The sequence below is a fragment of the Microbacterium aquimaris genome (assembly GCF_039531285.1).
GTDB classification, from domain to species: domain Bacteria; phylum Actinomycetota; class Actinomycetes; order Actinomycetales; family Microbacteriaceae; genus Microbacterium; species Microbacterium aquimaris.
Genome location: NZ_BAAAPT010000001.1, coordinates 25,591 through 50,225 on the forward strand (window position 1 = coordinate 25,591; position 24,635 = coordinate 50,225).

Annotated in this window: 26 protein-coding genes and 2 tRNA genes; 12 read left to right on the forward strand and 16 right to left on the reverse strand. The window is 69.8% G+C overall.

Annotated elements, in window-relative coordinates:
• The first annotated feature begins 13 nt into the window (after positions 1-13).
• On the forward strand, positions 14-1,093 hold the full coding sequence (locus ABD204_RS00125; RefSeq protein ID WP_194422720.1) for a Glu/Leu/Phe/Val dehydrogenase family protein: 1,080 nt from the start codon (positions 14-16) through the stop codon (positions 1,091-1,093).
• On the opposite strand, the gene ABD204_RS00130 is transcribed toward ABD204_RS00125, so the two are convergent.
• Positions 1,083-1,709, reverse strand: a complete 627-nt coding sequence (locus ABD204_RS00130; protein ID WP_194422721.1) for a hypothetical protein — start codon at positions 1,707-1,709, stop codon at positions 1,083-1,085. The genes ABD204_RS00125 and ABD204_RS00130 overlap by 11 nt on opposite strands.
• 85 nt (positions 1,710-1,794) lie before the next feature.
• Here ABD204_RS00130 and ABD204_RS00135 point away from each other — a divergent pair, with 85 nt between their 5' ends.
• Positions 1,795-2,463, forward strand: a complete 669-nt coding sequence (locus ABD204_RS00135; RefSeq protein ID WP_194422722.1) for a TetR/AcrR family transcriptional regulator — start codon at positions 1,795-1,797, stop codon at positions 2,461-2,463.
• 3 nt (positions 2,464-2,466) lie between these two features.
• On the opposite strand, the gene ABD204_RS00140 is transcribed toward ABD204_RS00135, so the two are convergent.
• From ABD204_RS00140 to galU, 5 genes are all read right to left on the reverse strand, one after another.
• Entirely contained in the window at positions 2,467-2,946 is a 480-nt protein-coding gene (locus ABD204_RS00140; RefSeq protein ID WP_194422723.1) for an MFS transporter, read from the reverse strand.
• A 70-nt stretch (positions 2,947-3,016) separates the two neighbouring features.
• Positions 3,017-3,089: transfer RNA gene (locus ABD204_RS00145), tRNA-Ala, on the reverse strand.
• A 60-nt stretch (positions 3,090-3,149) separates the two neighbouring features.
• The gene (locus ABD204_RS00150; protein ID WP_194422724.1) at positions 3,150-4,019 is read right to left on the reverse strand and encodes a large exoprotein; all 870 of its coding nucleotides are present in this window, start codon (positions 4,017-4,019) and stop codon (positions 3,150-3,152) included.
• A gap of 64 nt (positions 4,020-4,083) precedes the next feature.
• Positions 4,084-4,713 carry a GNAT family N-acetyltransferase gene (locus ABD204_RS00155; protein WP_194422725.1) on the reverse strand — a complete coding sequence of 210 codons (630 nt, stop codon included), beginning with the start codon at positions 4,711-4,713 and terminating at the stop codon, positions 4,084-4,086.
• A gap of 25 nt (positions 4,714-4,738) precedes the next feature.
• Entirely contained in the window at positions 4,739-5,626 is an 888-nt protein-coding gene (gene galU, locus ABD204_RS00160; RefSeq protein WP_194422726.1) for a UTP--glucose-1-phosphate uridylyltransferase GalU, read from the reverse strand.
• A gap of 57 nt (positions 5,627-5,683) precedes the next feature.
• Here galU and ABD204_RS00165 point away from each other — a divergent pair, with 57 nt between their 5' ends.
• From ABD204_RS00165 to mscL, 3 genes are read left to right on the forward strand one after another with little or no spacing between them, the layout of a single operon-like run.
• Entirely contained in the window at positions 5,684-6,280 is a 597-nt protein-coding gene (locus ABD204_RS00165; protein WP_194422727.1) for a 5-formyltetrahydrofolate cyclo-ligase, read from the forward strand.
• 20 nt (positions 6,281-6,300) lie between these two features.
• On the forward strand, positions 6,301-6,582 hold the full coding sequence (locus tag ABD204_RS00170) for an FmdB family zinc ribbon protein (RefSeq protein ID WP_194422728.1): 282 nt from the start codon (positions 6,301-6,303) through the stop codon (positions 6,580-6,582).
• Between the two features lie 29 nt (positions 6,583-6,611).
• A complete protein-coding gene (gene mscL, locus ABD204_RS00175) occupies positions 6,612-7,037 on the forward strand; it encodes a large conductance mechanosensitive channel protein MscL (protein WP_194422729.1) in 426 nt (141 codons plus the stop codon).
• A gap of 10 nt (positions 7,038-7,047) precedes the next feature.
• Here the strand turns inward: mscL and ABD204_RS00180 are convergent, their stop codons facing one another.
• On the reverse strand, positions 7,048-7,236 hold the full coding sequence (locus ABD204_RS00180; RefSeq protein ID WP_194422730.1) for a hypothetical protein: 189 nt from the start codon (positions 7,234-7,236) through the stop codon (positions 7,048-7,050).
• Positions 7,223-10,963 carry an AAA family ATPase gene (locus tag ABD204_RS00185; RefSeq protein WP_241747741.1) on the reverse strand — a complete coding sequence of 1,247 codons (3,741 nt, stop codon included), beginning with the start codon at positions 10,961-10,963 and terminating at the stop codon, positions 7,223-7,225. Before ABD204_RS00185 ends, ABD204_RS00180 begins: the two co-directional genes overlap by 14 nt.
• A gap of 181 nt (positions 10,964-11,144) precedes the next feature.
• Between ABD204_RS00185 and ABD204_RS00190 the strand changes: the two genes are divergently transcribed.
• The 5 genes from ABD204_RS00190 (at position 11,145) to ABD204_RS00210 (ending at position 13,992) form a co-directional block, all read left to right on the forward strand.
• Positions 11,145-11,666, forward strand: a complete 522-nt coding sequence (locus ABD204_RS00190) for a methylated-DNA--[protein]-cysteine S-methyltransferase (RefSeq protein ID WP_194422731.1) — start codon at positions 11,145-11,147, stop codon at positions 11,664-11,666.
• A 68-nt stretch (positions 11,667-11,734) separates the two neighbouring features.
• Positions 11,735-12,595, forward strand: a complete 861-nt coding sequence (locus tag ABD204_RS00195) for a helix-turn-helix transcriptional regulator (RefSeq protein ID WP_194422732.1) — start codon at positions 11,735-11,737, stop codon at positions 12,593-12,595.
• A gap of 63 nt (positions 12,596-12,658) precedes the next feature.
• Complete coding sequence (locus ABD204_RS00200) at positions 12,659-13,000, forward strand: histone-like nucleoid-structuring protein Lsr2 (RefSeq protein ID WP_194422733.1); 342 nt, start codon at positions 12,659-12,661, stop codon at positions 12,998-13,000.
• Positions 13,001-13,114: 114 nt separating this feature from the next.
• Positions 13,115-13,399: a Fe-S cluster assembly protein HesB gene (locus tag ABD204_RS00205; protein ID WP_194422734.1), complete on the forward strand. Its 285-nt coding sequence runs from the start codon at positions 13,115-13,117 to the stop codon at positions 13,397-13,399.
• A gap of 122 nt (positions 13,400-13,521) precedes the next feature.
• Positions 13,522-13,992 (forward strand): MarR family transcriptional regulator, encoded by a 471-nt coding sequence (locus ABD204_RS00210; RefSeq protein ID WP_194422735.1) that lies wholly within the window; start codon positions 13,522-13,524, stop codon positions 13,990-13,992.
• 1 nt (position 13,993) lies between these two features.
• Here the strand turns inward: ABD204_RS00210 and ABD204_RS00215 are convergent, their stop codons facing one another.
• The 3 genes from ABD204_RS00215 to ABD204_RS00225 form a co-directional block, all read right to left on the reverse strand.
• Positions 13,994-14,302, reverse strand: a complete 309-nt coding sequence (locus ABD204_RS00215; protein ID WP_194422736.1) for a DUF7882 family protein — start codon at positions 14,300-14,302, stop codon at positions 13,994-13,996.
• A 71-nt stretch (positions 14,303-14,373) separates the two neighbouring features.
• On the reverse strand, positions 14,374-14,637 hold the full coding sequence (locus ABD204_RS00220; protein ID WP_194422737.1) for a hypothetical protein: 264 nt from the start codon (positions 14,635-14,637) through the stop codon (positions 14,374-14,376).
• An 89-nt stretch (positions 14,638-14,726) separates the two neighbouring features.
• Entirely contained in the window at positions 14,727-17,072 is a 2,346-nt protein-coding gene (locus tag ABD204_RS00225; RefSeq protein WP_194422738.1) for a phosphoketolase family protein, read from the reverse strand.
• A gap of 157 nt (positions 17,073-17,229) precedes the next feature.
• On the opposite strand from ABD204_RS00225, the gene ABD204_RS00230 reads away from it, so the two are divergent.
• Positions 17,230-17,559: a hypothetical protein gene (locus tag ABD204_RS00230; RefSeq protein ID WP_194422739.1), complete on the forward strand. Its 330-nt coding sequence runs from the start codon at positions 17,230-17,232 to the stop codon at positions 17,557-17,559.
• A gap of 24 nt (positions 17,560-17,583) precedes the next feature.
• Here ABD204_RS00230 and ABD204_RS00235 read toward each other — a convergent pair whose 3' ends face one another.
• Positions 17,584-17,994: a glucose-6-phosphate dehydrogenase gene (locus ABD204_RS00235; protein WP_194422740.1), complete on the reverse strand. Its 411-nt coding sequence runs from the start codon at positions 17,992-17,994 to the stop codon at positions 17,584-17,586.
• A gap of 103 nt (positions 17,995-18,097) precedes the next feature.
• On the opposite strand from ABD204_RS00235, the gene ABD204_RS00240 reads away from it, so the two are divergent.
• A tRNA-Arg gene (locus ABD204_RS00240) sits at positions 18,098-18,170 on the forward strand.
• Position 18,171: 1 nt separating this feature from the next.
• On the opposite strand, the gene ABD204_RS00245 is transcribed toward ABD204_RS00240, so the two are convergent.
• The 4 genes from ABD204_RS00245 to ABD204_RS00260 form a co-directional block, all read right to left on the reverse strand.
• Positions 18,172-21,588, reverse strand: coding sequence for an error-prone DNA polymerase (locus ABD204_RS00245; protein ID WP_194422741.1), 3,417 nt, complete (start codon positions 21,586-21,588; stop codon positions 18,172-18,174).
• Complete coding sequence (locus ABD204_RS00250) at positions 21,588-23,171, reverse strand: DNA polymerase Y family protein (protein ID WP_194422742.1); 1,584 nt, start codon at positions 23,169-23,171, stop codon at positions 21,588-21,590. Before ABD204_RS00250 ends, ABD204_RS00245 begins: the two co-directional genes overlap by 1 nt.
• Entirely contained in the window at positions 23,171-23,890 is a 720-nt protein-coding gene (locus ABD204_RS00255; RefSeq protein ID WP_194422743.1) for a hypothetical protein, read from the reverse strand. The genes ABD204_RS00250 and ABD204_RS00255 overlap by 1 nt, the downstream gene beginning before the upstream one ends.
• A gap of 115 nt (positions 23,891-24,005) precedes the next feature.
• Positions 24,006-24,503 carry an HNH endonuclease gene (locus ABD204_RS00260; protein ID WP_194422744.1) on the reverse strand — a complete coding sequence of 166 codons (498 nt, stop codon included), beginning with the start codon at positions 24,501-24,503 and terminating at the stop codon, positions 24,006-24,008.
• Positions 24,504-24,635: the final 132 nt, after the last annotated feature.

Here is a 24,635-nt window from a genome sequence, read left to right on the forward strand (position 1 = left end):
AAAGAGGAGAGCGATGACGCACACCCTGCCCCTGCCCGAGTTCACCCACGAACGCGTGGAGGTGACCACGGGCCCGCGGAGCGGCCTGTTCGTCGCCGTCGCCCTCCATTCCTCGGCGTTGGGTTCCGCCCTCGGCGGTGCACGTCTGTGGCGCTACGCGCAGTGGAGCGACGCGCTCGGCGACGTGTTGCGACTGTCCTCGGCGATGACCTTGAAGAACGCCGCCGCCGGTCTCGACGCCGGCGGAGGGAAGGCCGTGATCGCCCTGGCCGGCGACGAGGACCTCGACGCGTCGCGGCGCCGCGACGCCTTCCTCGACTTGGGCGACGTGGTCGAGTCGCTCGGGGGCCGATATCGGACCGCCGAGGATGTCGGCTCGACCACCGAAGACATGCTGGTCGTGAGCGAACGCACCGCGCACGTCGTCGGACTGCCCGACAGTGTCGGCGGGTCGGGGGAGCCGGCCGGCCCCACGAGCATCGGCGTCTACGAGTCGCTCCGGGCCACCCTCGAGCGCACCGTCGGCGCCGCCGACGTCGCCGGCCGACGGATCGTCGTGTCCGGTCTCGGCCAGGTCGGCAGTCGCCTCGCCGTGCGCCTGGCCACCGAGGGTGCGTCGCTGACGGTGACCGATGTGAACCCCGCGAAGCACGATCTGGCGGCGCAGATCGGAGCCGAGTGGGTCGAGCCTGGCAGCGAGCACCGTGTGGAGGCGGACGTGTTCGTTCCCGCCGGGATCGGCGGCGTGCTCACCGACCCGGTCATCGACGCGCTCGCGGCGCGTGCGGTCTGCGGCCCGGCGAACAACCCTCTCGCCGACCGTTCCGGCGCCGAGCGCCTGGCCGCCCGCGGCATCCTGTACGCCCCGGACTTCGTGGTCAACGCGGGCGGTGTCATCTACCTCGACCTCGAAGCCAAGGGCCGGGGGACGCGCGAGGAGATCATGGAACGCGTGGCCGGCGTCGGCGACACGATGCGACGGGTGTTCACGGCGGCCGACGAACGCGGCGTCACCCCTCTCGTGGCCGCCGAGGACCTCGCGCGCCAGCGCCTGCGCGCCGGTGCAGGTGATCGAGCGCTGATCAGATCTTGATCGGGAAGGTCAGCAGGATCACGATGCCGACGAGGCCGACGATCATCGCGAGACCGAGGAAGACGCGCGAGGCCCACGCGGCGATGTTGCGTTGCGACATCGCCGTGAGGAAGAGCACGAGGGCGAACAGAACCGTCAGCAGCGAGTAGTTGTCCCCCCGCTGGTTGCTCTCCAGCGCTTCGGCGAACTTCTCGTCGGCCCGCGCCGAGTACTCCGCCGCCTCGGTCGTCCCCGTCGGCACGTACTCGTCCTGAACGAACGGGCCGCCCTCGTCCGCGCCCTGCGCCTGCCAGGCGTCGAACGCGACGCGGAAGTCGGGCTGGAAGCGCTCCTCGATGAACGCCGCGAGCTCGTCCTCCCCGGCGGCCTTCGCCTCGACCCACGACGCATAGACCGTCAGGTCGAACTGGCGTTGATCGCGCGCCTGTCCGTCGAAGTTCGTCGCCTGCACGCGCGCACTCGAGGCCTGACTGAAGGCGATCGACATCTCCCCGCCCCACTTGGAGGCCTGAAACCCGCACCATGCGGTGAGTACGGCCATGGCCGACAGCAGGACGACGGCGACGATGTCGCGTACGTCGGGGGAATGCGTCCCGTGAGAAGAGCCCTCGGGCATCGTTGCTCCTTGCGACCATGAGGCGGGTGTGATGAGCGTAGCGCCTGCGGACGGCACCGGGCCGGACGGGATACCCTCGATATCCATGAGCGCACCTCGTGCCCCCCGACCGGAGATCGCGCGCAGCCGCGAACAGCTCCTCGACGCGGCCGAGGTCCTGTTCGAGAATCAGGGTCTGAGCTTCTCGCTGCACGACCTCGCCACGCAGGCGGGGCTGGGCGTCGCAACCACCTACCGACGGTTCTCATCCCACGACGACGTGATCCGCGCCCTACACGCCCGCTCCTACTCGTATTTCGCCCGGATCTACGACGAGATCGACACGATCGAGGACGGCTGGGGAGCGGTGGAGGGATACCTGCAGCGCGCCATCGCCGTCAACAACGCGCACCCGGCTTTCCCGGCCACCGCGCGCCGCATGGCCCACATCGATCCGGGCTCCACCGTCGGAGCCGACCTCGCGCCGCGCCTGGCGGCCCATGTCTCCCGCGCTCAGGCAGAAGGAACCCTCCGCGCCGACGTGAACGCCGCCGACCTCGTGACGATCGTGTCCGAACTGGGTGTACTGACCGTGCTGCCCGAGCCGTCCCGCTCCGTCATGGCGACACGCCATCTGCGACTGATCACGGCGGGCTTGCGCGCCGAATCCCGGATGTTCGGCGACCTCGGTGAGACGGCCGCCGCCGACATGGCGCGCATGCGCGAACTCGCGACGCAACCCGCCTCCAGCGGACGCCCGGACGCGCCCGCCTGACGCTCAGCCGTCGTCCGTCGAGGCGGCCGCCCCCACTTTCGCGGGAAGATTCCTCGACAGCAGCAGCGAGATCACCAGGAGGGCGAAGACGATGAAGATCGCCTGCTGCAGGGCTTCGATCTGCGAGTCGGCATAGTCCTGAGCCACCTCCGCGGCGACCTCCGCAGACCCGCCGCCTTCCCGGACGAGGCGCTCCGCCTCGTCCGGGGACACGATCGGGACGGCCCCCTCGATCGCTGTCGTCACCTGCGCCTGCTGCTCGGCCGAGATCCCGGTGTTCTCGGACACGGCGGTCGTGAAACCCCCGGCGAGCAACAGGATGAACACCGACCCGACCACCGCGGTACCGAAAGACGACCCGAGATTCTGGAATGTGCCCTGCAGGCCTCCGACCTCGGAGGTGTCGCCGCGCTCGACGGCCGACATGTTCACATTCCCCAGTTGTGACGCGAGCAGACCGAAGCCTGCGCCGACGACGAACATCCCGATCGCGAAGGAGTGGGCGGGATGAACAAACCCCCTCGACGTGATCGAGGGGGTTTGTTCCGCGATGTGGACCTGAGGGGATTCGAACCCCTGACCTCTTCATTGCGAACGAAGCGCGCTACCAACTGCGCCACAGGCCCGTGAACCTCAGCAAGACTACCACGGGCAACAGGGGCGCTCCGTCCCCGACGGCGCCCGGGTCAGCCCGCAGCGCGACGCGCGAGCAGGTCGCGCACGTGCGCTTCGATCTCGGCGTCGTCGACGAATCCCATGCGCGCGTACTCGGGACGCTCCTCGTGTGCGGCCGGTTCGGGGATGGCCACCGGGCGACGACGCTCCTGCTCGGCGCGCATCGCCTCGTCGAGCGCAGCGCGCCGGATGGACGCTCGCGCGTCGGCGACGTCCAGTGTGAGAGACGCCTGGGAACCGGTCGACGCCGTGAGCGGACGAGGGAGATCGCGCGGCGTCCATGTCGGCGTCGGCGACGGCGCCAGCGCCACGTCCTGTACCGCGGCGGGCGCACGGGCGGCCACCTCCGCCACGGCCGGGCGCGAGGCCGCGCGCAGCGAGACCCGCCACATCCGATGCAGCAGCAGTGCGCATGCGGACGCGACGACTCCGCCTGTCCACAGCAGGAGGGGGGCCGCCGACCAGGCCCCGGCCGCGGCGACGGCGACCGCGGCCAGTCCGGTGACGGTGAACACGGCACGCGCGCGCCGGCGCGCACGGCGACGTCGGGCTTCCGGAAGGGCGCGCGCAGCGGCGCGCGCCCGGCGCGCCTGCTCGAGTTCGAGGCGATGCTGCTCCAGTGCCGCCTGCTCACGCTCGGCGGCCGCCCGGCGGGCGAGTTTCTGCTGGGCTGCGGCGGTGCGTGCGGTCAACTCGAGACGCACCTCTTTCGGCGTCTCGCTCGTCTCCGCGAGCACGCGCAGCGCCTGGTTCAGGCGAACCGCGTTGCGCTCGGCCGCATCGAACTGCCGCCGACTGTTCCACGAGGGAAGGAGGTAGACCAGCCACAGCAAGACGGCGACGAGAACGATCACGCCTCCGCCGAGCACCTGTCCACCCATGGCGTCCACGCTATGCGACCGAGGGGGTCGCGTAGCGCATCCTCCGGCGTGTCGCCCTCGTCGTTCAGGCGGGCAGCCGATCCGACGGCGGGATCGCCGCAGCGTCGCGCGGCGCACGCCCTTCGACCCAGCGCCGGAGCACCCCGTCGGGAACCTCTTCGGCCACCAGCGCGAAGCAATAGTGGTCGCGCCAGTCCCCGTCGATGTGGATGTACCGGCGCCGCAGCCCCTCGTAACGGAACCCGAGCTTCTCGACCACACGCAGACTCGCGATGTTCTCGGGCCGGATGCAGATCTCCATGCGGTGCAGCCGGAGCTCGTCGAAGCAGACGTCCGTGGCCAACGCGACCGCGGTGGGCGTGATCCCTCGCCCCGCGAAGCGCTCACTGACCCAGTAGCCGATCGTCGCCGATGCCAACGATCCCCGTGCGATGCCCCACACGTTCAACTGGCCGGCCACGACACCGTTCTCCTCCATGACGAAGGGGACACCGCCACCCTCGCGATACTGCTGCAGGAGGCGTCGGACCGCCGCGCGCATGTCGAAGGACACCGGGCCGTCCGGGTTCGTGGCCTCCCACGGCCGCAACCATGTGCGGTTGGTCAGCAACTCCTGTTGCAGCACACGGGCGTCCCGTTGCCGAATGAGCCGGATCGAGACGGGGCCGTGCGCGCGGGGAGACGCGAGATCCATGCGCTCCCCTCCCGCACCGGCGGCGTCACAGCGACGCCGCGAACTCCTTGAACCAGGGGCGCAGGTCGGGACCGAGGTCGTCGCGGTCCGCGGCGAGCTGCACGATGGCCTTGATGTAGTCCACCCTATCGCCGGTGTCGTACCGGCGACCACGGAAGACGACACCGTACACGCCGGGACCGTCGGGGTCGGCGGCCATCTCCTGCAGCGCATCGGTCAGTTGGATCTCGCCACCCTTGCCCGGGCCGGTCCGCTCGAGGATCTCGAAGACCGACGGCGGCAGGACGTAGCGACCGATGATGGCCAGATTCGAGGGGGCGTCCTCACGCTTGGGCTTTTCGACGAGGCCCTTCACCCTCACGACGTCGTCGTTCTCGGTCTCCTCGACGGTCGCGACGCCGTACATGTGGATGTGCTCGGGGTCGACCTCCATGAGGGCGATGACAGCCGCGCCGGTGCGCTCGTGCTCCTGCATCATCGTCGTCAGCAGCACGTCGCGCTCGTCGATCAGGTCATCGCCGAGCAGGACGGCGAAGGGCGAGTCGCCGACGTGGGCGCGCGAGCGCAGAACCGCGTGACCGAGGCCCTTGGGCTCGCCCTGGCGAACGAAGTGGATGTCGGCGAGCTCGCTGGATTTCTGCACGCGCGCGAGCTTGTCCTCGTCACCCTTCTCCTTCAGCTTCTCCTCGAGCTCGGGGACCGAGTCGAAGTGGTTGGAGAGGTTGTTCTTGTTCCGACCGATGATGATCAGCACATCGTCGATCCCCGCACCCGTGGCCTCCTCGACCACGTACTGAATGGCGGGCTTGTCGACGACGGGGAGCATCTCTTTGGGCATCGCCTTGGTCGCAGGCAGGAATCGGGTTCCGAGTCCGGCTGCGGGGATGACGGCCTTGAAGGACTGTGACGGCATGGCCAGATCCTATCGCGCGCATGTGTCCGGTCTGTGACGGCGACATACAATCGAGCCATGTCCGACACGACCGAAGACGCCAAGCGCGCCCTCCGTGCCGAACTGCGCGAGCGTCGTCAACTCCTGTCGGCGCACGCCGCGGAATCCGCCGGCGAGCAGCTGCACGCCCGACTGGACGAGCTGGTGGGGCGCGGCGACATCGCAGCGATCTCCTGCTTCCTGTCCACCCCGTTCGAACCGGCTACCCGAGCCTTCGTCGAAGGAGCCGTCGCGCGGGGCATCCGCGTCCTGCTTCCCGTCACCCGCGCCGACGGACTGCTCGACTGGGCGGTGGCGACCGAGGACGGCGACATCGCGGAAGGACTGTTCGGCCTGCCCGAGCCGGTCGGGGAACTGCTCGGCCCGATCGCGGTCAACGACGTCGACCTCATGATCGTGCCCGCCGCGGCCGTCGACCGCACCGGGATGCGGCTGGGCTGGGGTCGAGGGTACTTCGACAAGACCATCGGTTCGATGGAGGGTTGCCCGCCCGTGTACGCCGTCGTCTATGACACCGAGGTCCTTGACGAGGTCCCCTCCGAACTCCACGACCAGCCGGTCACCGGCGCGGTCACCCCCACCCGCATCCTCGAGTTCGCCCCTCCGGCGGCCTGAGCCGAATCCGAAAGTCGCCCATGCCCACCTACGCCTACGCCTGCAAGCAGTGCGGACACCGCTTCGACGCCGTCCAGTCCTTCTCCGACCCCACCCTCACCGTCTGCCCCGAGTGCGGCGGGGCGCTGCGCAAGGAGTACGGGTCGATCGGCGTCACCTTCAACGGGTCGGGGTTCTACCGGACCGACTCCCGGTCGGGCTCGTCCTCGGTCCCGGCGACGCCCTCCGGCGACAAGAGCGGGTCGTCGTCGACCTCGTCGGCGTCCGACAGCCCCTCCACTCCGGCCGCCTCCGGCGCGTGAGTGGCCGACCCTCAGCAGAAGGAGACACCGTGATCAAGGGTTTCAAGGAGTTCATCCTCCGCGGCAACGTCATCGACCTCGCGGTCGCCGTCGTCATCGGCGCCGCATTCACCGCGATCGTGACCGTCCTCGTCGAGTCGCTCATCAACCCGCTCATCAGCCTGTTCTTCCGGGCCGACAGTCTGCAGGAGGCGCTTCAGCTGACGGTCCCCTCCCTCATGGGCGGCGAGGCGACGTTCGCGTTCGGGGCGATCATCGCCGCGGTGATCAACTTCCTCGCCGTCGCCCTGGTGGTGTACTTCGTGTTCGTCCACCCGATGAACCGCCTCAAGGAGCGTCAGGCCGCACGCCTGGCCTCCGATGAGCCCGACGACGAGCCGCTGCCGACCGAGACCGAGTTGCTCGTGGAGATCCGTGACCTGCTGAAGAAGCAGGGCGAATCCCCGAAGGTGTGACCCGCGCGCCTCAGTAGTGGGGCGGCACCTCGCGCCGCATCCGCTCGTCGTTGGGCCCCGACGCGGAGGCGCCGACGTCGGATTCCGCGTCGTCGTCGTCGGCGACGGCAGGCTCGGCCGTCGTGCCCGGCGCCGCGGTCAGCCTTGCACGCCGGGAACCGCGGACCTTCTCGACGCGTTGACGGTCACTCGATGACATCGATGGGCTGGGTGTCGGCATCGGCGCGGGGCGCCTCGGCGGACACACCCAACAACCCGGCGATGCGTTCGGCGACCGAGGCGGGGTCGCTGTAGAGGTCGAAAGAGTGCACCCTCACGTAGTGCCACCCGAGACGACGCAGGATCTGCGGTCGCAGGCGCAGCGCCTCGCGCAACGAGTCGGCGATCGTCTCGGGATCGCTTTCGACCACGACCGCCTTGCCGTCGTGCTGGGCGACCAGCGGGAGCAGCCCCCGGTAGTCGACATCGACGGCGACTCCGAGCCGGCGCAGTTCGCGGGCGAGCGAACGGGTCAGCGGGTCGGCGAGATCCTCCAGCCGCGCATCGCGCTGTCGTGACGCCAGCCCCCCGAGGATGCCCATCAGTGTGGCCGCGCCGTGTTCGAGGCGGCCATCGTCGAACGAGGACGGGCGGATGGAGGAGACGATGACCATCGACCGGCGTGCACGCGTCATCCCGACCGTGAGGAGCCGGTCTCCGTCCGGGGTCGACAAGTCTCCGAAGTCGCTCAGGACGCGGCCATGACGGGTCAATCCGAAACCGAGGGAGAAGATGACGCGGTCGCGGCTCTCTGCCACGGACTCCTCGAGGGTGAGCACGGCGAACGGTTCGGCCGTGTCGCGGGAGACGAAGTCGGCCACATCGGAACGCCCCGCGAACGCGGCCTCCACGGCGGCGCGCACGCGCGCGGCGTGCTTCGCGCTGGCCGTGACGACCATCAACGACTCCTGCCCGCGGTTGACCGCGTGCTCGACGACGAGGGTGACCACGCGCGCGACCTCGGCGTCGGGGCTCTCCACCGCGCCGGTGACCGGGTCGGGCACGCCGGTGCCGCCTTCGACGTAGTCCACCCCGAGGCTCCCGCGTCCGAGGTAGGAGCCGGCCCAGGGAAGCGAAGACAGCTCGCCTCCGTAGAACGCGTCGTTGACGAGTTCGGCGAGGTCCTCGCCCCCGGCGCGATAGCTCCGGGTGAGGGTGGCGATCGGGACGAGCTCGGCGAAGCGCTCGAAGACGCTCACGCTGTCGAACGGCTCGGCGTCCTCGGCCTCGGCCTCCAGCTGTTCCTCCTCCGACATCGCGCCGGCCGCGACGCGGAAGGGCGTCGGCTTCTGCGTCACCGGGTCGCCGAAAACGACCACCTGTCGCGCCCGGCGCAGGGCCGGAACCGCCTCGGCCAACGCGAGCGACGCGGCGTCGGCGACGACGACGACATCGAAGTCGCACGTCTCCGGGATCGCCGGGACGTCGTACGGCGAAGCGAGCCACACCGGCGCGAGGGTGCGCATGAGCGACGGTGCGGCCTCGAGCACCTGGGACGCACCGACGGAGTCCCTCAGCGCGCGCTTGAGCGCATCGGCCTCCTCGGCGTGATCGACCAGGCCGATGCGCCACTGCGTGGCCAACTGTGCGGCCAGAAGCGGACCGGAGGCGGCGGCGTGGGCTTCGTCGACGAGCCGGAAGTCACGTTCGAGTCGATCCACCACCGCGGTGTTCGCCCCCAGCAACGCCCGGTCCGAGCGCAGCACATGCTCGAGCGCGGACTGCCACCACGCGAACTCCAGTTCGGCCCCGACGTTCTCTTCCGGGACGTGCCGGACCGACAGCTCGGACAGGAGGGGCTCCAGTCCGAGCTCCGCCAGCTCCGTGCGCAGCGTCGCCCGCTCGACCAGATTGTCGAAATAGGACGACTCGGCCGCGAGGGACGCGAGGGTGCGTACCAGCGCCGCGACCGGCAGGGACGCCAGCGCCTGCGAGCCGGCGCGCCCGAGCACCGTGTCGAGCTCGGCGAGTTCGGCGTCGACGCGTTGCCATGCCGAGACCACGTCGGCCAGGCCGAGGGGGACCTCCGGCGTGATGCCGGCGTCGACGAAACGCTGCCACTGCGTGCGTTGCTGCTGGATCCGCACGAGCGCCTCGTACATGTCGGGGACGTGTACTCCGGGCCGGATGTACTCCTTCGACAGACGCTTCAGGCGACGACGGTTCGCACCGCTCATCGTGGGCGCATCGCGGCGGGGGGCATGCGCCTGGATCAATTCGGCGAGCGGGCGCTCGAACACCGTCGGGCTGAAGCGGTCGAGCGAGTCGCGGATGCCCTGCAGCACCGCGAGGTACTCGCCGAGATCGGCGATGGTGCGGAAGGGGTGCATGCGCGTCTGGGCGATCAGTTCGTAGCCGCGTTCGAGCAGTGCGGGCACATCCGTGCGGTGGAGGCGTCCGGCCAGAGCATGGGCGGCGCGCGCGTCGTCCGTGGTCGCGAAGGACACGCCGTACCACGGCGAGTCGTCGGGTCCGAAGCGGAACTCCCCCAGGCGGGCCGCGGCGGCCAGCTTCGCGGCCGCGGCGTCACGCGACGGCGCGAGGCGCAGCAGCGTCCCGACCGGGAGCCGGGCGCTGGTCGAGGGCGGCACCTCCTGCGCCGCGAGACGCGACAGCGCGCGGAGAATGTCCAGGACGGAGACCTTCAGCGCGTCGTCGGTGCGGGTCAGCGCGGTCCGGTAGTCGCGCAGGACACCCCGAAGACGCACCAGGGCATCGTCGATGTCGGCGATCTTGGGGGGCTGGGCCTTCTCGTTCCGACCGATCGCCCGGATCAGATCGCGACGCAACGAACGCGGCGCCACGGCGAGGCCGGGCAGCCCGATCCCCGCCAGCCGGTGCCGGATGCCGTCCAGAGTGGAACGCCGCGCACTCACGACGAGCACACGCTTGCCGTCGCGCACGAGCGCGCCCACGGCGTTGATGACCGTCTGCGTGCCACCTGTGCCGGGCAGGGTGTGCACCGCCAGCGACTGGCCGGCCAGGATGCGGGCGAGGACGCCCTCCTGTTCGGCGTCGGCATCGAGCAGCAACGTGTCGGCGGCGGGCGGTCGCTCGTCGGGGTGAGGTGATGCCGGGATATCGCGCCGCGCCGTGAGCGTCTCACGGTCGGCGAGGTGCCCGGCGAGTGCATTCAAGACCGGGTGGTCCAGGTCACGGCTGTCCCTCGCCATCGTCTCGCCGACGTCGGCGAAACTCGACACGATCAACCGCGGCTGCACACGGAACTGGTCGAACCCGGCGGTGAGCGCGCGCAGGTGATCGATGACCGGCTGCGGCTTGAACACCCCCTGGTCGTAGGCCAGCGCCGCGAGCGCGTCGCCGTCGAGGTCGATCCCGAAGTGGGTGCGCAACGCACGGACCAGCTCCGGGTTGACCGAGAACGAACCGTGCAGTTTCAACTCGAAGTCGCTGTGGTGGCGGCGAATCGCGAGGGGCCGCAGCAGAACCGGCGCGGAGCACTCCAGACCCCCGAGTCGCCAGGTCGCCAGTCCCACCGCGAGGTGGACCGCCTCCAGACCTCGCGCGGTGCGGAGCTCGACGTTCTTGGCGGTGATCTGTTCGGCGGCCATCCGCGCGGTCCTCAGCGCGACCTCATCCCGGAACAAGCCCGACAGCAGGGTCGATCGGCCCGTGATGAACTGGGGCAGACTTCCGGGATGCGCCTTGGTGATCTCGATGCCGGCGTCGACACCCTCGTCGAAGTGCAGCAGGGTCGAACGACCCCCGAGACGTGCGGCCTGGCGGCGAAGCCGGTCCCGTTCGGGCTCGGCGACATGGGTCACCCGCACGCCCGGCTCCGAGAGATCGAGGTCGCCGGGGGTCACGGTCGCCGCCGGTCCGGCCACCTGCTCACCGACCGCGACGCTTCCTTCTGCTCGCCACACGACAGTCACACTATGTGCGTGAGGGGCATCGCTCTTGCATCCCGGCAGAGTTTCGCGGTATTGGGGGCGTCGCATCGAGAACGAGGACTCTCCCCCTCCCCGGCACAACGGTGCGCGCCCGCCCTCCCCAGGCCGCGTCGCGCGCCCGCGACCGATGTGCCGCGTCGGAGAGGATGACCCCATGACAACGCGATTCCTCGCCCACCCCACGCCGGTCGGCGACGTGCTCGTCGTCGCGGCCGGAGATCGGCTGGTCTCCGCGCACCCGGTCCGACAGCTCGACGCCGATCTCGCCGCACTCTCGCGACGATTCCCCGGCCCTGTCGAACCGGACGACGGCGATCCGATCGCGCGCCGTTGCGCCGTCCAGCTCGACGAGTACTTCTCGGGGGCGCGCCGCGTGTTCGACCTGCCCCTGGACTGGACAGGACTGCCCGACTTCACACGCGCGGCGCTCCTGGCGGTCTGCGAGATCCCCTACGGCGAGACGGCGGGGTACGGCGAGGTGGCGATCCTCGCCGGGTCGCCCCGGGCCGCGCGCGCCGTCGGGACCGCGTGCGCGAGCACCCCCTTCTCGATCGTGGTGCCCGTCCATCGGGTGGTGCGCGCCGACGGCTCGCTCGGCGAGTACGGCGGCCGGCCGGAGCTGAAGCGATGGCTCCTCGATAGGGAGACGACGACGGCTGCGCGGTCGCCCCGGTAAGCGAGGGCACGCCGGTGTATTGTCGACGTCGACGGCACCGGAGCCGTCATAGAACTTCCAGGTGAACGATGCCCGCCCCTACCGCACGCGCCAGCGACGACAAGCTCGTCCAGAGCGCCGTCGCGCGCTTGGCAGAGCGCACCGCCTTCCCGGTCGCGTTCGGCGGGCTGGCCCGCGGGAACGCCGTGCACGTGAACTCGATCTCCGGCGAGCGCACGCGATCGCTACGCGGCCTCGTCGTCCACGAGCACCGGGGCCTGGGTGGTCAGGCGATGGTCGAATCACGCCCGCGCCTCGCTCTGGACTACCGCGCGTCGCGCACGATCACGCACGACTACGACGGGGCGATCCTCGGCGCGGGCATCGTCACGCTCCTCGCCGTCCCCATCGTCGTGAGCGGACGTTCGCGGGGCATGCTGTACTGCGGTTCGCGGCATGCCGCACCCGTGGGGGATGCCGTCGCCCGGCACGCCATCGCCGCCGCGGACGAGATCGCCGGCGAGCTGCGCATCCGCGACGAAGTCGAGCGTCGCCTCGCCGCGATGCCCGCAACCGAGCCCCCGGGAGCCGCGCTGCCCCCCGCGGCCCGTGAAGAGGTGCGCGAGAGCTACGCCGAGCTGCGGAGCATCGCCGCCGGCATCGACGACCCGGCCGTCCGCGAGCGACTGGCGCGGCTCGAGGAACGGTGGGCCGCGCTCGCGCGGGACGGCTCCGGCCCCCTCGACGCCCCCGTCGCGGCGCTCTCGCCGCGGGAGACCGATGTCCTCGCCGACGCGGCACGGGGGTCGACCAACGCCGAGATCGCCGCGGCCCTCGGTCTGAAGGAGGCGACGGTGAAGTCCTACCTCCAATCCGCGATGGGCAAGCTCGACGCGACCACCCGGCATGCGGCCGTGGCACGGGCGCGGCGGGCGGGTCTGCTGCCCTGATCGCCTCCGGCGCGCCGCGGGGCGTTCATGGTCAACGGCCCCCAGGGTCAGTAGGGTTGCCGCATGGCCCGGAGAATCGTGCACCAGCTCGTCGACGACCTGGACGGCAGCGTCCTCGATGTCGGTGAGGGAGAGACCGTTTTGTTCTCCCTCGACGGCACCGCCTACGAGATCGACCTCACCGATGAGAACGCCTCGGCGTTCCGTGAGGTGCTCGCCCCCTACGTGGAGGCCGCACGGCGGGTCTCCGGCGCCCGCTCGTCCTCGTCCTCCACTCCGCGTCGACGCAACCCCCGTCAGGATTACGCCGCCGTGCGCGAGTGGGCCAAGGCCAACGGCTATACCGTGTCGGACCGCGGACGCGTTCCCGCCACGATCCTCGAGGCATACGACGCCGCACACTGACGGGGCTGCGGGGCGAGTTTGGGAATCCCCTCACAATGACGCGCTCCGCTTGCGGCTCGCCCTGATTCTCGGAATCGTGGCCGACTCGAACGTCCCGACCGAGAGGAGAGCCCTATGCTCACGCTCACCGAGAACGCCGCCACCGCCGTCAAGACGATCATCGCCCAGTTGCCCGAAGCCGACCAAGGTGGAGTGCGCATCCGAGACACCGGCTCGCAGGAGTCCGGTTTCGAACTCGCCGTGGCTTCGGCCCCCGAGACCGGCGACCAGGTCGTGGAAGATCACGGTGCGCGTGTCTTCCTCGACGACGGCGCGAACACCGCGCTCGATGACCGCGTGCTCGACGCGGAGATGAACCAGGACGGATCGGTGCGTTTCGCCATCGCCAGCCAGTCCTGACCCCAGGTTTTCCGAAGGGCCCCGGTGCACAGCGCACCGGGGCCCTTCGGCGTTTCGGACCACTCCGCCGCTTCGGTACCATCGGGAGCCACGCATGACGCCGTCGACGAAGTGAGGCCGACATGACCGACATCGCCGAGGCCGCGGCCGACACGGCCGGTGAGCGCACCGACGCCACCCGCGCGATCGAACGACTGCGGCTGGCCGAGAACCGGCTCGCGCGGCGTCGGCAGAACGAGTGCGGACCGAGCGAGAACGCCCGTGCCGCAACCCGTTTCATCTTCGACATGAACGACCAGGGCGTCCTGGTGACCCCCACCGACGTCGCCGAACACCTCGAGATCTCCACGCCCTCGGTCACCGGTATCCTGAACCGGCTTCGGGCGGGAGGCCTCATCACCTTCATCCCCCACCCGGACGACGGTCGGAGCAAGTACGTGGTCCCGCTCGACCGGGAGGCCGACATCGACGGGGTGGATCCGCTCACCGCACAGATCCGCGGGCTTGCGGAGGCGATGTCGGCGGAAGAGGCGGCGGCCGTCACCCGCTTCATCGAGCTGGTGACCGACGCGGTCGATCAGGAATGCCGCTGAGTCAAACCTCCATCGGCGCGCCCTCCAGCGGCTCGGCCCCCACCGACAGACCGCTCGGGCCGCTCGCGTCCCGCACCAGCTCCTCGATCCACGCCCGGTTCAGCGCGGGGCTACGACTGCCATAGAAGTGGAACACGATCGACACCGAAGGATGCACCCAGACGCTGCGTGTCCCGACGGCCTCCGGGTGGTGGAAGAAGAAGGGTTCCGCGCGGCGCAGTTTGTTCATGAAGACCACGCGGAGGTGCGCGAGGGTTCGATCGTCGATGTCGAACGAATGCCCGTCGCTTCCGTAAATGAGTTTTCCCACTCCCGAAACGTACACGCGACCAGGAGCCGAACTAATTCTGGTTAGCCTGCCTCATCAGTTCGGTTCGGGATTCACCTCCACGCGTCGAGGTCGATGTGCCGATCGTCGAACGGATTGGCCGGGTGGTCGTGTTCGATCACGTCCGTGTGCTCGATCCTCACGTTCGAGCTGGGAGTGATGAGCACATCGGTCACCGTCGCCTCGGCGGTGGCGAACTCGACATATCCACCCCCGTCCCTGACGGCATCGAGCACCGCTTGTTTGGCGTCCTCGGCCTGCTCCTCCTCGGACAGGACGTAGGTTCGGTCGTCGATGACGAACTGATGTCGGCGCATGTCCGACCACCTCCTCGTGTCGTCGCTGGTCTGACGCTACGCATCTTCCCCGGGCACCGTCGACGGGTTGAACTGCGCGGGCCCGTGGGCTAACGCAGAGGCCGACGGCCCCCTGTCCGGACGTCGGGATGATCGACGCCGTGGAGACGGGTGTAGGCGCGCGCCTGGTCGCGCCTGCGCTCCAGGTCCTCGCGCAGACCCGTGTCGTCACGGGCGGGCCCCGCGACCCGGTCGAGGACATCCGCGGCCAACCGGAAGCGGTCGATGTCGTTGAGCAACCGCATGTCGAAGGGCGTCGTCGTCGTCCCCCGCTCCTGGTAGCCGCGCACGTGGAGGTTGGCGTGTCCGGCTCGGCGATAGGCGAGGCGGTGCACCAACCACGGGTACCCGTGGAAGGCGAAGATGATCGGGGCGTGGGTGGTGAACAGCTCGTCGAACGCAGCGTCGTCCATGCCGTGCGGGTGCTGGGACGGTGGTTGCAGGCACATCAGGTCGATCACGTTGACGACGCGGACACGCAGTCCCGGCGCCTCCTCCCGAAGGATCGCCGCCGCGGCGATCGCCTCCTGCGTGGGCACATCCCCCGCACAGGCGAGCACCGCATCCACCCCGTCCGCGTCCGTCCCCGCCCACGGCAGCCTGCTCGCACCGCGTTCGAGGTGGCCGACCGCTTCGGCGGGGGTGAACCACTGCGGCGCGGGCTGCTTGCCCGCCACCACGACGTTCATCCGATCGGTCGTGCGGAGGCAATGATCGACGGTCGACAGCAACGTGTTGGCGTCTGGGGGGAGGTACACCCGCACGACGTCCGCACGCTTGTTCACAGCGAGATCGAGGAATCCGGGATCCTGGTGCGTGAACCCGTTGTGATCCTGCTGCCACACGTGACTGGACAGCAGGTAGGTGAAACTCGACACCGGCTTGCGCCACGGCAGGCCCGACGCCGACTCCAACCACTTCGCATGCTGGTTGAACATGGAGTCGACGATGTGGACGAAGGCCTCGTACGTCGCGAAGATCCCGTGCCGCCCCGTGAGGAGATACCCCTCGAGCCACCCCTGCCCCTGGTGCTCGCTGAGCACCTCCATGATCCGCCCGGTGCGGGAGAGGTTCTCATCCCGAGGGTCGGACGCGGCGTTCCAGCGCTTCGAGTCCGCTTCGAAGACCGCCGGCGCGAGCCGGTTCGACGCGGTCTCATCGGGTCCGAACAGGCGGAAGTCGGTCCGATTGCGCTGGATCACCTCGGCGAGATAGGTGCCGAGCTCCCGCATCGCCGAGCTGTCCGTCTCCTCGTCGAGCTCGCGGAGGTGGTCGGCCAGTGCCGGCAACGTGAGCTCGCGTCTGAGCAGGCCGCCGTTGGCGTGGGGTGTCGCCGACATCCGCGCCTCACCCACGGGTGTGACAAGGTCGATCTCCTCCACGGGCCGCCCTGCGGAGTCGAACAACTCCTCGGGCCGGTACGACCTCAGCCACCGATCCAGGACCTGCCGATGCTCCTCGTCGTCACGCGCCGAGTCCACGGGCACCTGGTGGGATCGCCACGTCCCCTCCACCTGCTTCCCATCGACGATCTCCGGCCCCGTCCAGCCCTTGGGTGAACGCAACACGATCGCCGGCGTGCGCGGGCGCACCACCGCCGGGTCCTGTCGTTGACGGGCGACCTGATCCAGAGCGTCGTCCATCGCCTGGGCCATCCGCCGATGGACTTCGTCGTGGGCGTCCGAGGCGTCGACATCGACGAAGATCGGCTCATGCCCGTACCCCCGCAGCAGATCGGTCAGCTCCGATCGCGGGATCCGCGACAGGATCGTCGGATTGGCGATCTTCCACCCGTTGAGGTGGAGGATCGGCACCACCGTCCCGTCCGTGCGCGGGTCGACGAACTTGTTTCCGTGCCATCCTGTCGCCAGGGGTCCGGTCTCGGCCTCGCCGTCCCCGACGACGCAGAACACGGTCAGCTGCGGATTGTCGAAGACCGCCCCGTAGGCGTGACTCAGCGAGTATCCGAGCTCCCCGCCCTCATGGATCGACCCCGGCGTGTCGGGGGCGGCGTGACTCGGGATGCCGCCGGGGAACGAGAACTGCCGGAACAGGCGCGCCATCCCGGCCGCGTCCCGGGTGACCTCCGGGTAGACCTCTGAATACGTCCCGTCCAGCCAGGACGCGGCGACCATGCCCGGCCCGCCGTGGCCGGGCCCGGCGATGAACAGCGCCTCCACGTCCCGTTCCTTGATGGTCCGGTTCGCGTGCGCGTAGATGAAGGTGAGCCCCGGGACGGTGCCGAAGTGCCCGAGCAGGCGCGGCTTGATGTGCTCGGCGGCCAGCGGTTCGCGCAGGAGCGGATTGTCCAGGAGGTAGAGCTGTCCGACACTGAGGTAGTTGGCGGCGCGCCACCAGGCGTCCAGGCGTGCGAGGTCGGTGTCATGTGCGGCCATGATCCCCAGCGTCGGCGATGACCGGCCCGGGCGACAGGGGGTTGAGACCTTCCCGCCCCGCCGCTACGGGAGCGCCCGCCGCGGCGCAGCCTTGTCAACCCCGCTGCGTGCAAGATACCGGTCCCGTAACGTGGCGCGCCGGAGAGAGGAGACCCCCATGAGCGATCCCGAATCCGATCCGACGCGTGTCCGCGCGCAGCAGGCACTGCAGACCGGACGCCGACGCCGCTGGCTGATCCCCGGCGGTCTGTTCGCCGCGGTGGCTCTGGCGTTGTTCGTCGCGGCGTTCTCGCTCCAGGTGGTGGTCCCCCTGATCGGCGTCGGCCTCGTCGTCGCGCTCTACGGCGCCATGGTCACCGTCGCCATCGCCGTCGCGGACCCGCGCTCGCGAAATCGTGCGATGGCCTGGCTGATGGCCACGATGGCCATGGGGTCACTCGTGCTGGCCGTGGTGTTGTGGGCCGCCGAATGGCCCACCCCGTTGTGACGGAGCGGACGGTCGGGTCGAGCCTCAGCCCACCCGCTGCCCGCACATGCCGCACTCCCCCGTGGCCGAGACCTCGATGAAGCAGTCGGGGCACTTCGCGCGCACGATCTCCTCGACAGCACTGGGCCGTCGAGCAGCGGGGTGGCGTTCGACCGGTGCGCTGCGCGGACGGCGCGCGGCGGCACGGCGCGGTGGGGTCGTGGGCGCCACCGGCTGCGGTGCCGGAACGTGGGCGTCGCAGTAGAAGCGCACGTAGCCGCTGTGGTTCTTCGGATGGCGGTGCTTGACCGCCCACAGCTCCGTGCGGTCCAGCGGCGCGGAATCCGCCCCGCAGGAGAAGCACCGAGCGGGTTCGCCCTCGGTGACGTCGGCGACTCGAACGGGCTCGTCGAAGGGCAGACCATCCCGCCAGTCCGAGGACGCGACGATCTTCATATCCCTACCTTCCCTCGGGCGACGAGCCCGCTTCCACGGTACGTCGTCGGCGGGCGACACGCCCAAGGGGTCGCCCCCGAGGGGAGGTTAGGCTGGAGGACACGCCCTCGTAGCTCAGTGGATAGAGCGTCGGTTTCCTAAACCGTGCGTCGCAGGTTCGAGTCCTGTCGGGGGCACTCACCGGAAGTTCCGCGCGTGATGCGGCACATCCACCCGCAGATCGTCGAAACGATCGGCCAAGAGGTTCGTCACCCCCTCCACCGATCGCTCCAGGATGCCCCGCACGATCAACGCCGGCGCATCACGCACGACGCGGCGGTACCGGTTCCACACCCCCACCGAGCAGATCACGTTCACGAGCCCGTGCTCGTCCTCGAGATTGATGAACGTCACCCCGGATGCCGTGGCGGGACGCTGCCGATGGGTCACCAACCCCGCGACCTCGACGCGCCTGCCCGTCTCGTGGGCGCGCAGCGCCGCCGACGTGAGCACACCGCGGGCAGCCAGCCGTGGCCGATAGTGCGTGAGCGGATGGTCGTCGGTCGAGACGCCGGTGGCCCACAGATCCGCGGCGAGCACGTCGTAGCCCGTCGGGTCGGTGAACAACGGCGGCTGCACCGCGACCAGGGAGTCGGGAAGGTACTCGACCTGGTCCTGTGCGGCGTCCCCGGCAAGCCAGATCGCCTCCCGTCGGGTGAGGCCGAGGCATTCGAACGCGCCGGCCGTGGCGAGCGACTCCAGCTGCGGGGCGGTGAGGCCCGTGCGCCTCACGAGATCGCGCAGGTCGCGGAACGGCCCGCCCCGATCCCGCTCGGCGACGATGCGCCGCGCGGGCGCCTGCCCGATGCCTTTGACAGCCGCAAGCCCCAGCCGCACCGCGAACGCGGCATCACGTCGGTGCGCGGCGGATTCGTCGGGCGCCGCGGCATCGAAGTCGCCGACGGGCCGTTGTACACGGTCGGTGCAGGAGGCGAGCCCACTCGGCCCGGTCGACGCGGCATCGTCCACCGGTTCCAGCAAGGCGTCGACACCGGAGGCATGCAGGTCCGGCCGTCGCACGTCCACGCCGTGTCGGCGCGCGTCCGCGGTGAGGGTCGCCGGCGAATAGAACCCCATCGGCTGAGCACGTAGCAGCCCGGCGAGGAACGCGCCGGGATAGTGGAGCTTGATCCACGAGCTGGCATAGACGAGCAGCGCGAACGACAACGAGTGGGATTCGGCGAATCCGAAGTTCGCGAACGCCTGGATCTTCGCGTACAGCGCATCGGCGTCCTCCCCGACGAGCCCGTTGCGCGCCATGCCCGCGTAGAGCTTCTCCCGCAGTGATTCGATGCGTTCCACGCCGCGCTTGGACCCCATGGCACGCCGCAACAGGTCGGCGTCCTCACCGGTGCATTCCCCCACCGCCATGGCCATCTGCATCAGCTGCTCCTGGAAGACCGGCACCCCCAGCGTGCGCTCGAGAGCGGGTTTCAACTTCGGGTGGGCGTAGACGACGGGTTCGTGGCCGAGCTTGCGTCGCACGAACGGGTGCACGGCACCACCCTGGATGGGCCCGGGCCGGATCAGGGCGATCTGCACGACGAGGTCGTAGAACCGCCGCGGTTGCAGGCGCGGCAGCAGCCCCATCTGCGCCCGGGACTCCACCTGGAAGACGCCGATCGAATCCGCCCGACACAGCATGTCGTAGACCGCGCGTTCCTCCTTCGGGATGGTCGACAGCTCCCACTGTTCACCGGTGGCCTCGCGGATCATGTCGAAGCAGTACTGCAACGCGGCGAGCATGCCGAGACCGAGCAGGTCGAATTTGACCAGACCCATCCAGGCGGCGTCGTCCTTGTCCCACTGGATGACGGTACGCCCCTCCATGCGGGCGTGCTCGATGGGCACGACCTCCCCGACGGGACGGTCGGTCAGGACCATGCCACCGGAGTGGATGCCCAGATGCCGCGGAGCTTTGAGCAACTCGGTGGCGTAGGCGATCACGCGGGGCGGGATGTCATGGTCGGGGGCGCTGTCCAGCGAGGCCCCCCATCGCTCGACCTGTTTCGACCAGGCGTCCTGCTGACCGGGCGAGTGCCCCAGCGCCTTGGCCATGTCACGCACGGCGTTCTTCGGCCGGTACTGGATGACATTGGACACCTGGGCCGCGCGCTCACGTCCGTAGCGGCTGTAGACCCATTGGATGATCTCCTCCCGACGATCGGAGTCGAAATCCACGTCGATGTCGGGCTCCTCGTCGCGCAGCGAGGACAGGAACCGTTCGAAGGGCAGATCGTATGCGATCGAGTCGACCGCCGTGATGTCGAGCAGATAACAGACCGCACTGTTGGCGGCCGAGCCCCGTCCCTGGCAGAGGATGCCCCGACGACGGGCCTCCTGGACGATGCCATGGACGATGAGGAAATAGCCGGGGAAGTCCTTGGCTTCGATGACGCCGAGCTCCTTGTCGATGCGCGCAGCCTGCTCACGCGTGAGGTCGGGGTACTTCCGCGGAACCGCCTCCCACACCAGGTGTCGCAACCAACTCATGGGGGTGTGTCCCTCGGGGACCTCCTGCTTCGGCAGCGCGGGCTTGGCCCGCTGCAACGGGAACGCCAATTCGTCGGCGAGGGCGACCGTGCGCTCCACGACGCCGGGATAGCGCGCGAACCGTTGCGCCATCTCCGCCCCCGAGCGCACGTGTGCCCCGTCGTGGGCGGGCAGCCAGCCGTCGATCTCGTCCAGTCCCCGATGAGCTCGTACCGCGGCGACCGCGGCAGCCAGGTGGGCACGCTCGGGCACGGCGTAGTGCACGTTGTTGGTGGCGACGATGTCGAGCCGGCGCTCCCGGGCGAGCGCGTAGAGGATGTCGTTGTGCCTCGAATCCAGCGGAGCGCCATGATCGATCAGCTCCACGCAGACCGCGTCGGGGCCGAAACGGTCCACGAGACGATCGAGTTCGACCGCGGCCGCGGCCTCACCAAAGTCGATGAGCGCCCGGCGCACCGCGCCCTTACGGCACCCGGTCATGACGACCCAATGTGAGACGCCGGAAGCATCGCGGGAACGTTCGGCCAGATCGTCGAGGTCGTAGATCGGCCGACCTTTCTCGCGTCCGCGAAGCTGGGCATGGGTGAGTGCGGCGGCGAGCCGGTGGTAGCCCTCTTCACCACGGGCGAGTACGAGCAGGTGGGTCCCCAGCGGGTCGGGTTCCCCGTTCTGCGGTGCGGGCAGTTCCAACGAGAGCTCGGCCCCGAACACGGTCTTCACGCGCAGGTTCTCGGCGGCCTCCGCGAACCGGACGATGCCGTAGAAGCCGTCGTGGTCGGTGAGGGCCAGGGCGTGCAACCCCTGTCTTTCGGCCTCCTCCGCGAGCTCCTCGGGTGAGGAGGCGCCATCGAGGAACGAGAACGACGAGTGCGCGTGGAGTTCGGCGTAGGGCACGACCTCCACGGGCCGTTCGATCTGCGGAGGTATATAGGGAGCGCGGGCGACCGACCACGCCGGGCTGTCGCCCCCGTCGGCGCCGGCGGGCCTGCCGCTTGGGCGGCGACGATCGCTGAGCAGACCCTCGAGCTCGGACCACGGCACCGGCGGGTTCTGCCAGCCCATCAGTCGTACCTCGCCTCGGCGCGCCACGAGCCGCTCTGGCACACCAGCAACCAGGCCACACCCGCAGCGTCGATCACCTGGAACCGATGCGCCCGACAGGCTCTGGCCGCGTCCCAGGTGCGTTCGAAAATCGGCCAGGGCCCGGCCCACGATCGGATGCCGCGCCTCGATCCCCCCTCGGCGATCTCGGCCGGAGGGTCACTCAGACGCCCGCGGTCGTCGACGAAGACCGCTTCGCCCCGCGGCGAGAGCACCCGCACATCGTGCGGGTGCTCGAACACCGTTCCGGGGAGCGGATCGGGCAGGCTTCCCGGCCACGGCTGCGAGCGATCCCGCTCCAGTACCGTGCGGTCCCCCCACGGCACCATGACCTGACGCTCTGCGAGCCACCGCCCACCCCCGACGGTCGGCGTCACCACGCCGCGGTGTCCGAGCATCGCCTGCACCCGGGACAGGGCATGGTGCACACGCTCCTCCGCCCCCGAACCGAAGACCGTCGGCGCATGATGGGACGCCGCGTCGACGGCCTCCGGCGAGATGCGCACGAGCGAGACCCCGCTGGCGAGCACTCCCTCGGCGGTGTCCTCACTGAGCTGCCAGCGCACCCGGTCCACCACCGCGGCGGCGTCGAACGCCCCCGGATGCAACCAGACCCGTTCGCTGCGTTCCCCCCGGTCTCCAGTCACCTCCACCCGCAACTCGGTACACACCAGATCGATCGCGCCGAGACCGGCGAGGAACTCCTCCGCCGCCACGCGCATGCCGAACGCCACCTGGTCAGCGATCTCGAGCGGGGGTTCGAAAGCCACCTCACGCTCCAACTCAGGGGGCGGCACACGGGGCTCGATCCCGCGGGAGTCCTCGCCCGCGGCGAGGGAGTGCAGACGCACCCCGCGCTCGCCGAACCTGTCGCGCACACGGTCGACCTCCATGCCGGCGAACTGCCCGAGCGTGTGGACTCCCAATCGCGCCAGCAATCCCGCGACCTCCCCCGGCGCGGCGCCCGCGCCCGACACGAACACGTCGTCGAGGGTCGCCACCGACAGCCCCGCGAGGAATCCGCCCGCGTCGCCGTCGCCGACGATCCGGACCGCCTCCTCCGGTGTCGTCCCCGCCCGCGCCGCCTGCTCGGCCGTGAAAGGTCCGTCGGCGATCCCCGCGCGGACATCGGGCACACCGAGCGAGCGCACCGCCTTCCGCAGCACCTGGGCGGCCTCACGCTCGCCGCCGTAGTACCGTGCGGGCCCACGAGCACGCAGCGCGCACAGTCCCGGCCGCATGATCTGCACCCCGGGGGCCCTCTCCTCCACGGCGGCGACCACCGTCGCGAACCAGCGGTGATCGCGGGCGGCGTCGCCGGCGACGATTTCGAGTCCAGGGCACCGTGCCTGTGCGTCTCGCCGACGTTGTCCCCGTCGGACGCGCTCGGTGCGCGCCGCCGCAGAACACGCGACCACGAGGTTGTTCTCGACCACCGCGAGGGGGAGCCCCCCGACGGAACCACGCTCACGCGCCAACGCCACGATCGGCCAATCGGGCACCCACAGGACGAGACTGCGGGTCTGCGCGGCCCGCGCGGTCATCACCCCACCGCCTCGAGCAGGGGACGCCCTCCGTTGCGGGTGGACGGCGGGTCGGGAACACGCCTGACGCTCCCGTCCCCCGCCGGAAGCGTCAGGTGTCCTCGCCGGGGAGAGGGAAGTCGCCGGCTCGAGACCGTGACGACCACACCGCGGTCGGTCAGATATCCATGGCCGGCGCCCAGGCCCGTCCAGCTCTGCTCCGACACGGTGATCGTCGCTTCGGCCTGAGGCCAGCGCCCCTGGACGAGAAGCACCCCGTCGCGGTCGCGCAGCCGCGCGGCGAAACGTGCCGCGTCCGCATCTCCGATGCGGGAGGTCGGTCGCACCGCGACGATCGGCATCACCTCGGACACCGTGGCGGCCACCGCCATCCACCGCGACCCGGGGTCGGGGATGAGCACCAGTCGCGACAAAGAGACACCGAGTCGCTCGGCCGCCTCGACCCCGAGATCGGGCATCCCCAAGGCCGCGCACCATGTCCCCGCGCGGGAGGCGGCGCTCATCAACGCGAACAGAAGGGATGGAGAGGTGTCGATCGAGTAGACCGACCCCGAACGCAGCCCGCCACCGGGAAGCAGCCCCGCGAGAGCAGGGTGGACAGGCAGCGCCGATCCTCCCAGCCGACGCCCCTGCACCTTCTCGAGCTTCGCCCGGAGGGCTTGCAGATCGCCACTGCGGTCACCACGGACCGCCTGCTGCGCACTCATCACCCCTGTCACCTCCACAGGTTAGAACATTTGTTCTACACCTTCAATGCGATGAGGTGACGATAAGGGGAACCTCGGACATGAGAACCCGCTCAGGTGCGATGAATGTTCGAAAGACGCATCGATGTCACGCGGCCAGCGCGAGATACGGCTCCCACCGGGGGTCGGCGCGATCGGTGCCGCGGACCGCCCATTGCGGACCGCGCGGCGGAGCCGGGACGAACCGCAACTTCCACCCCATCTCCTGCGGCGTGCGGTCCCCCTTGACGTTGTTGCAACGCAGACAGCACGCGACCAGATTCTCCCAGGAGTCCGCCCCGCCCCGGGAACGCGGGATGACGTGGTCGATCGTCGAGGCGGAAGCCCCGCAGTACCCGCAGCGGTGGCTGTCCCGGCGCAGCACCCCGCGTCTCGTGACAGGCACACGGCGCCCACCGGGCACGCGCACGTAGCGGGTCAGGATGATCACCGCCGGTCGATCGTAGGAGGCCACGGTGCCCCAGACGGGCTGGCCGTCGATGTGCTCGACGACGGTGGCTTTGTCGTTCATGACGAGGACGAGGGCTCGCTTGAACGACACGACGGCCAGCGGCTCATAGCCCGCATTCAGCACCAGGGTGCGCATAGTGGTTCCTCTCGAACGGCCGGGACGGCTTCGCGGTTATTCGAATCACGACGGATCGAGAGGTTTCGGGCATGAAAAAAGGCGCTGTCACACAGACAGCGCCTTGGAGACCACGGCGGGACCGCGGCTTCC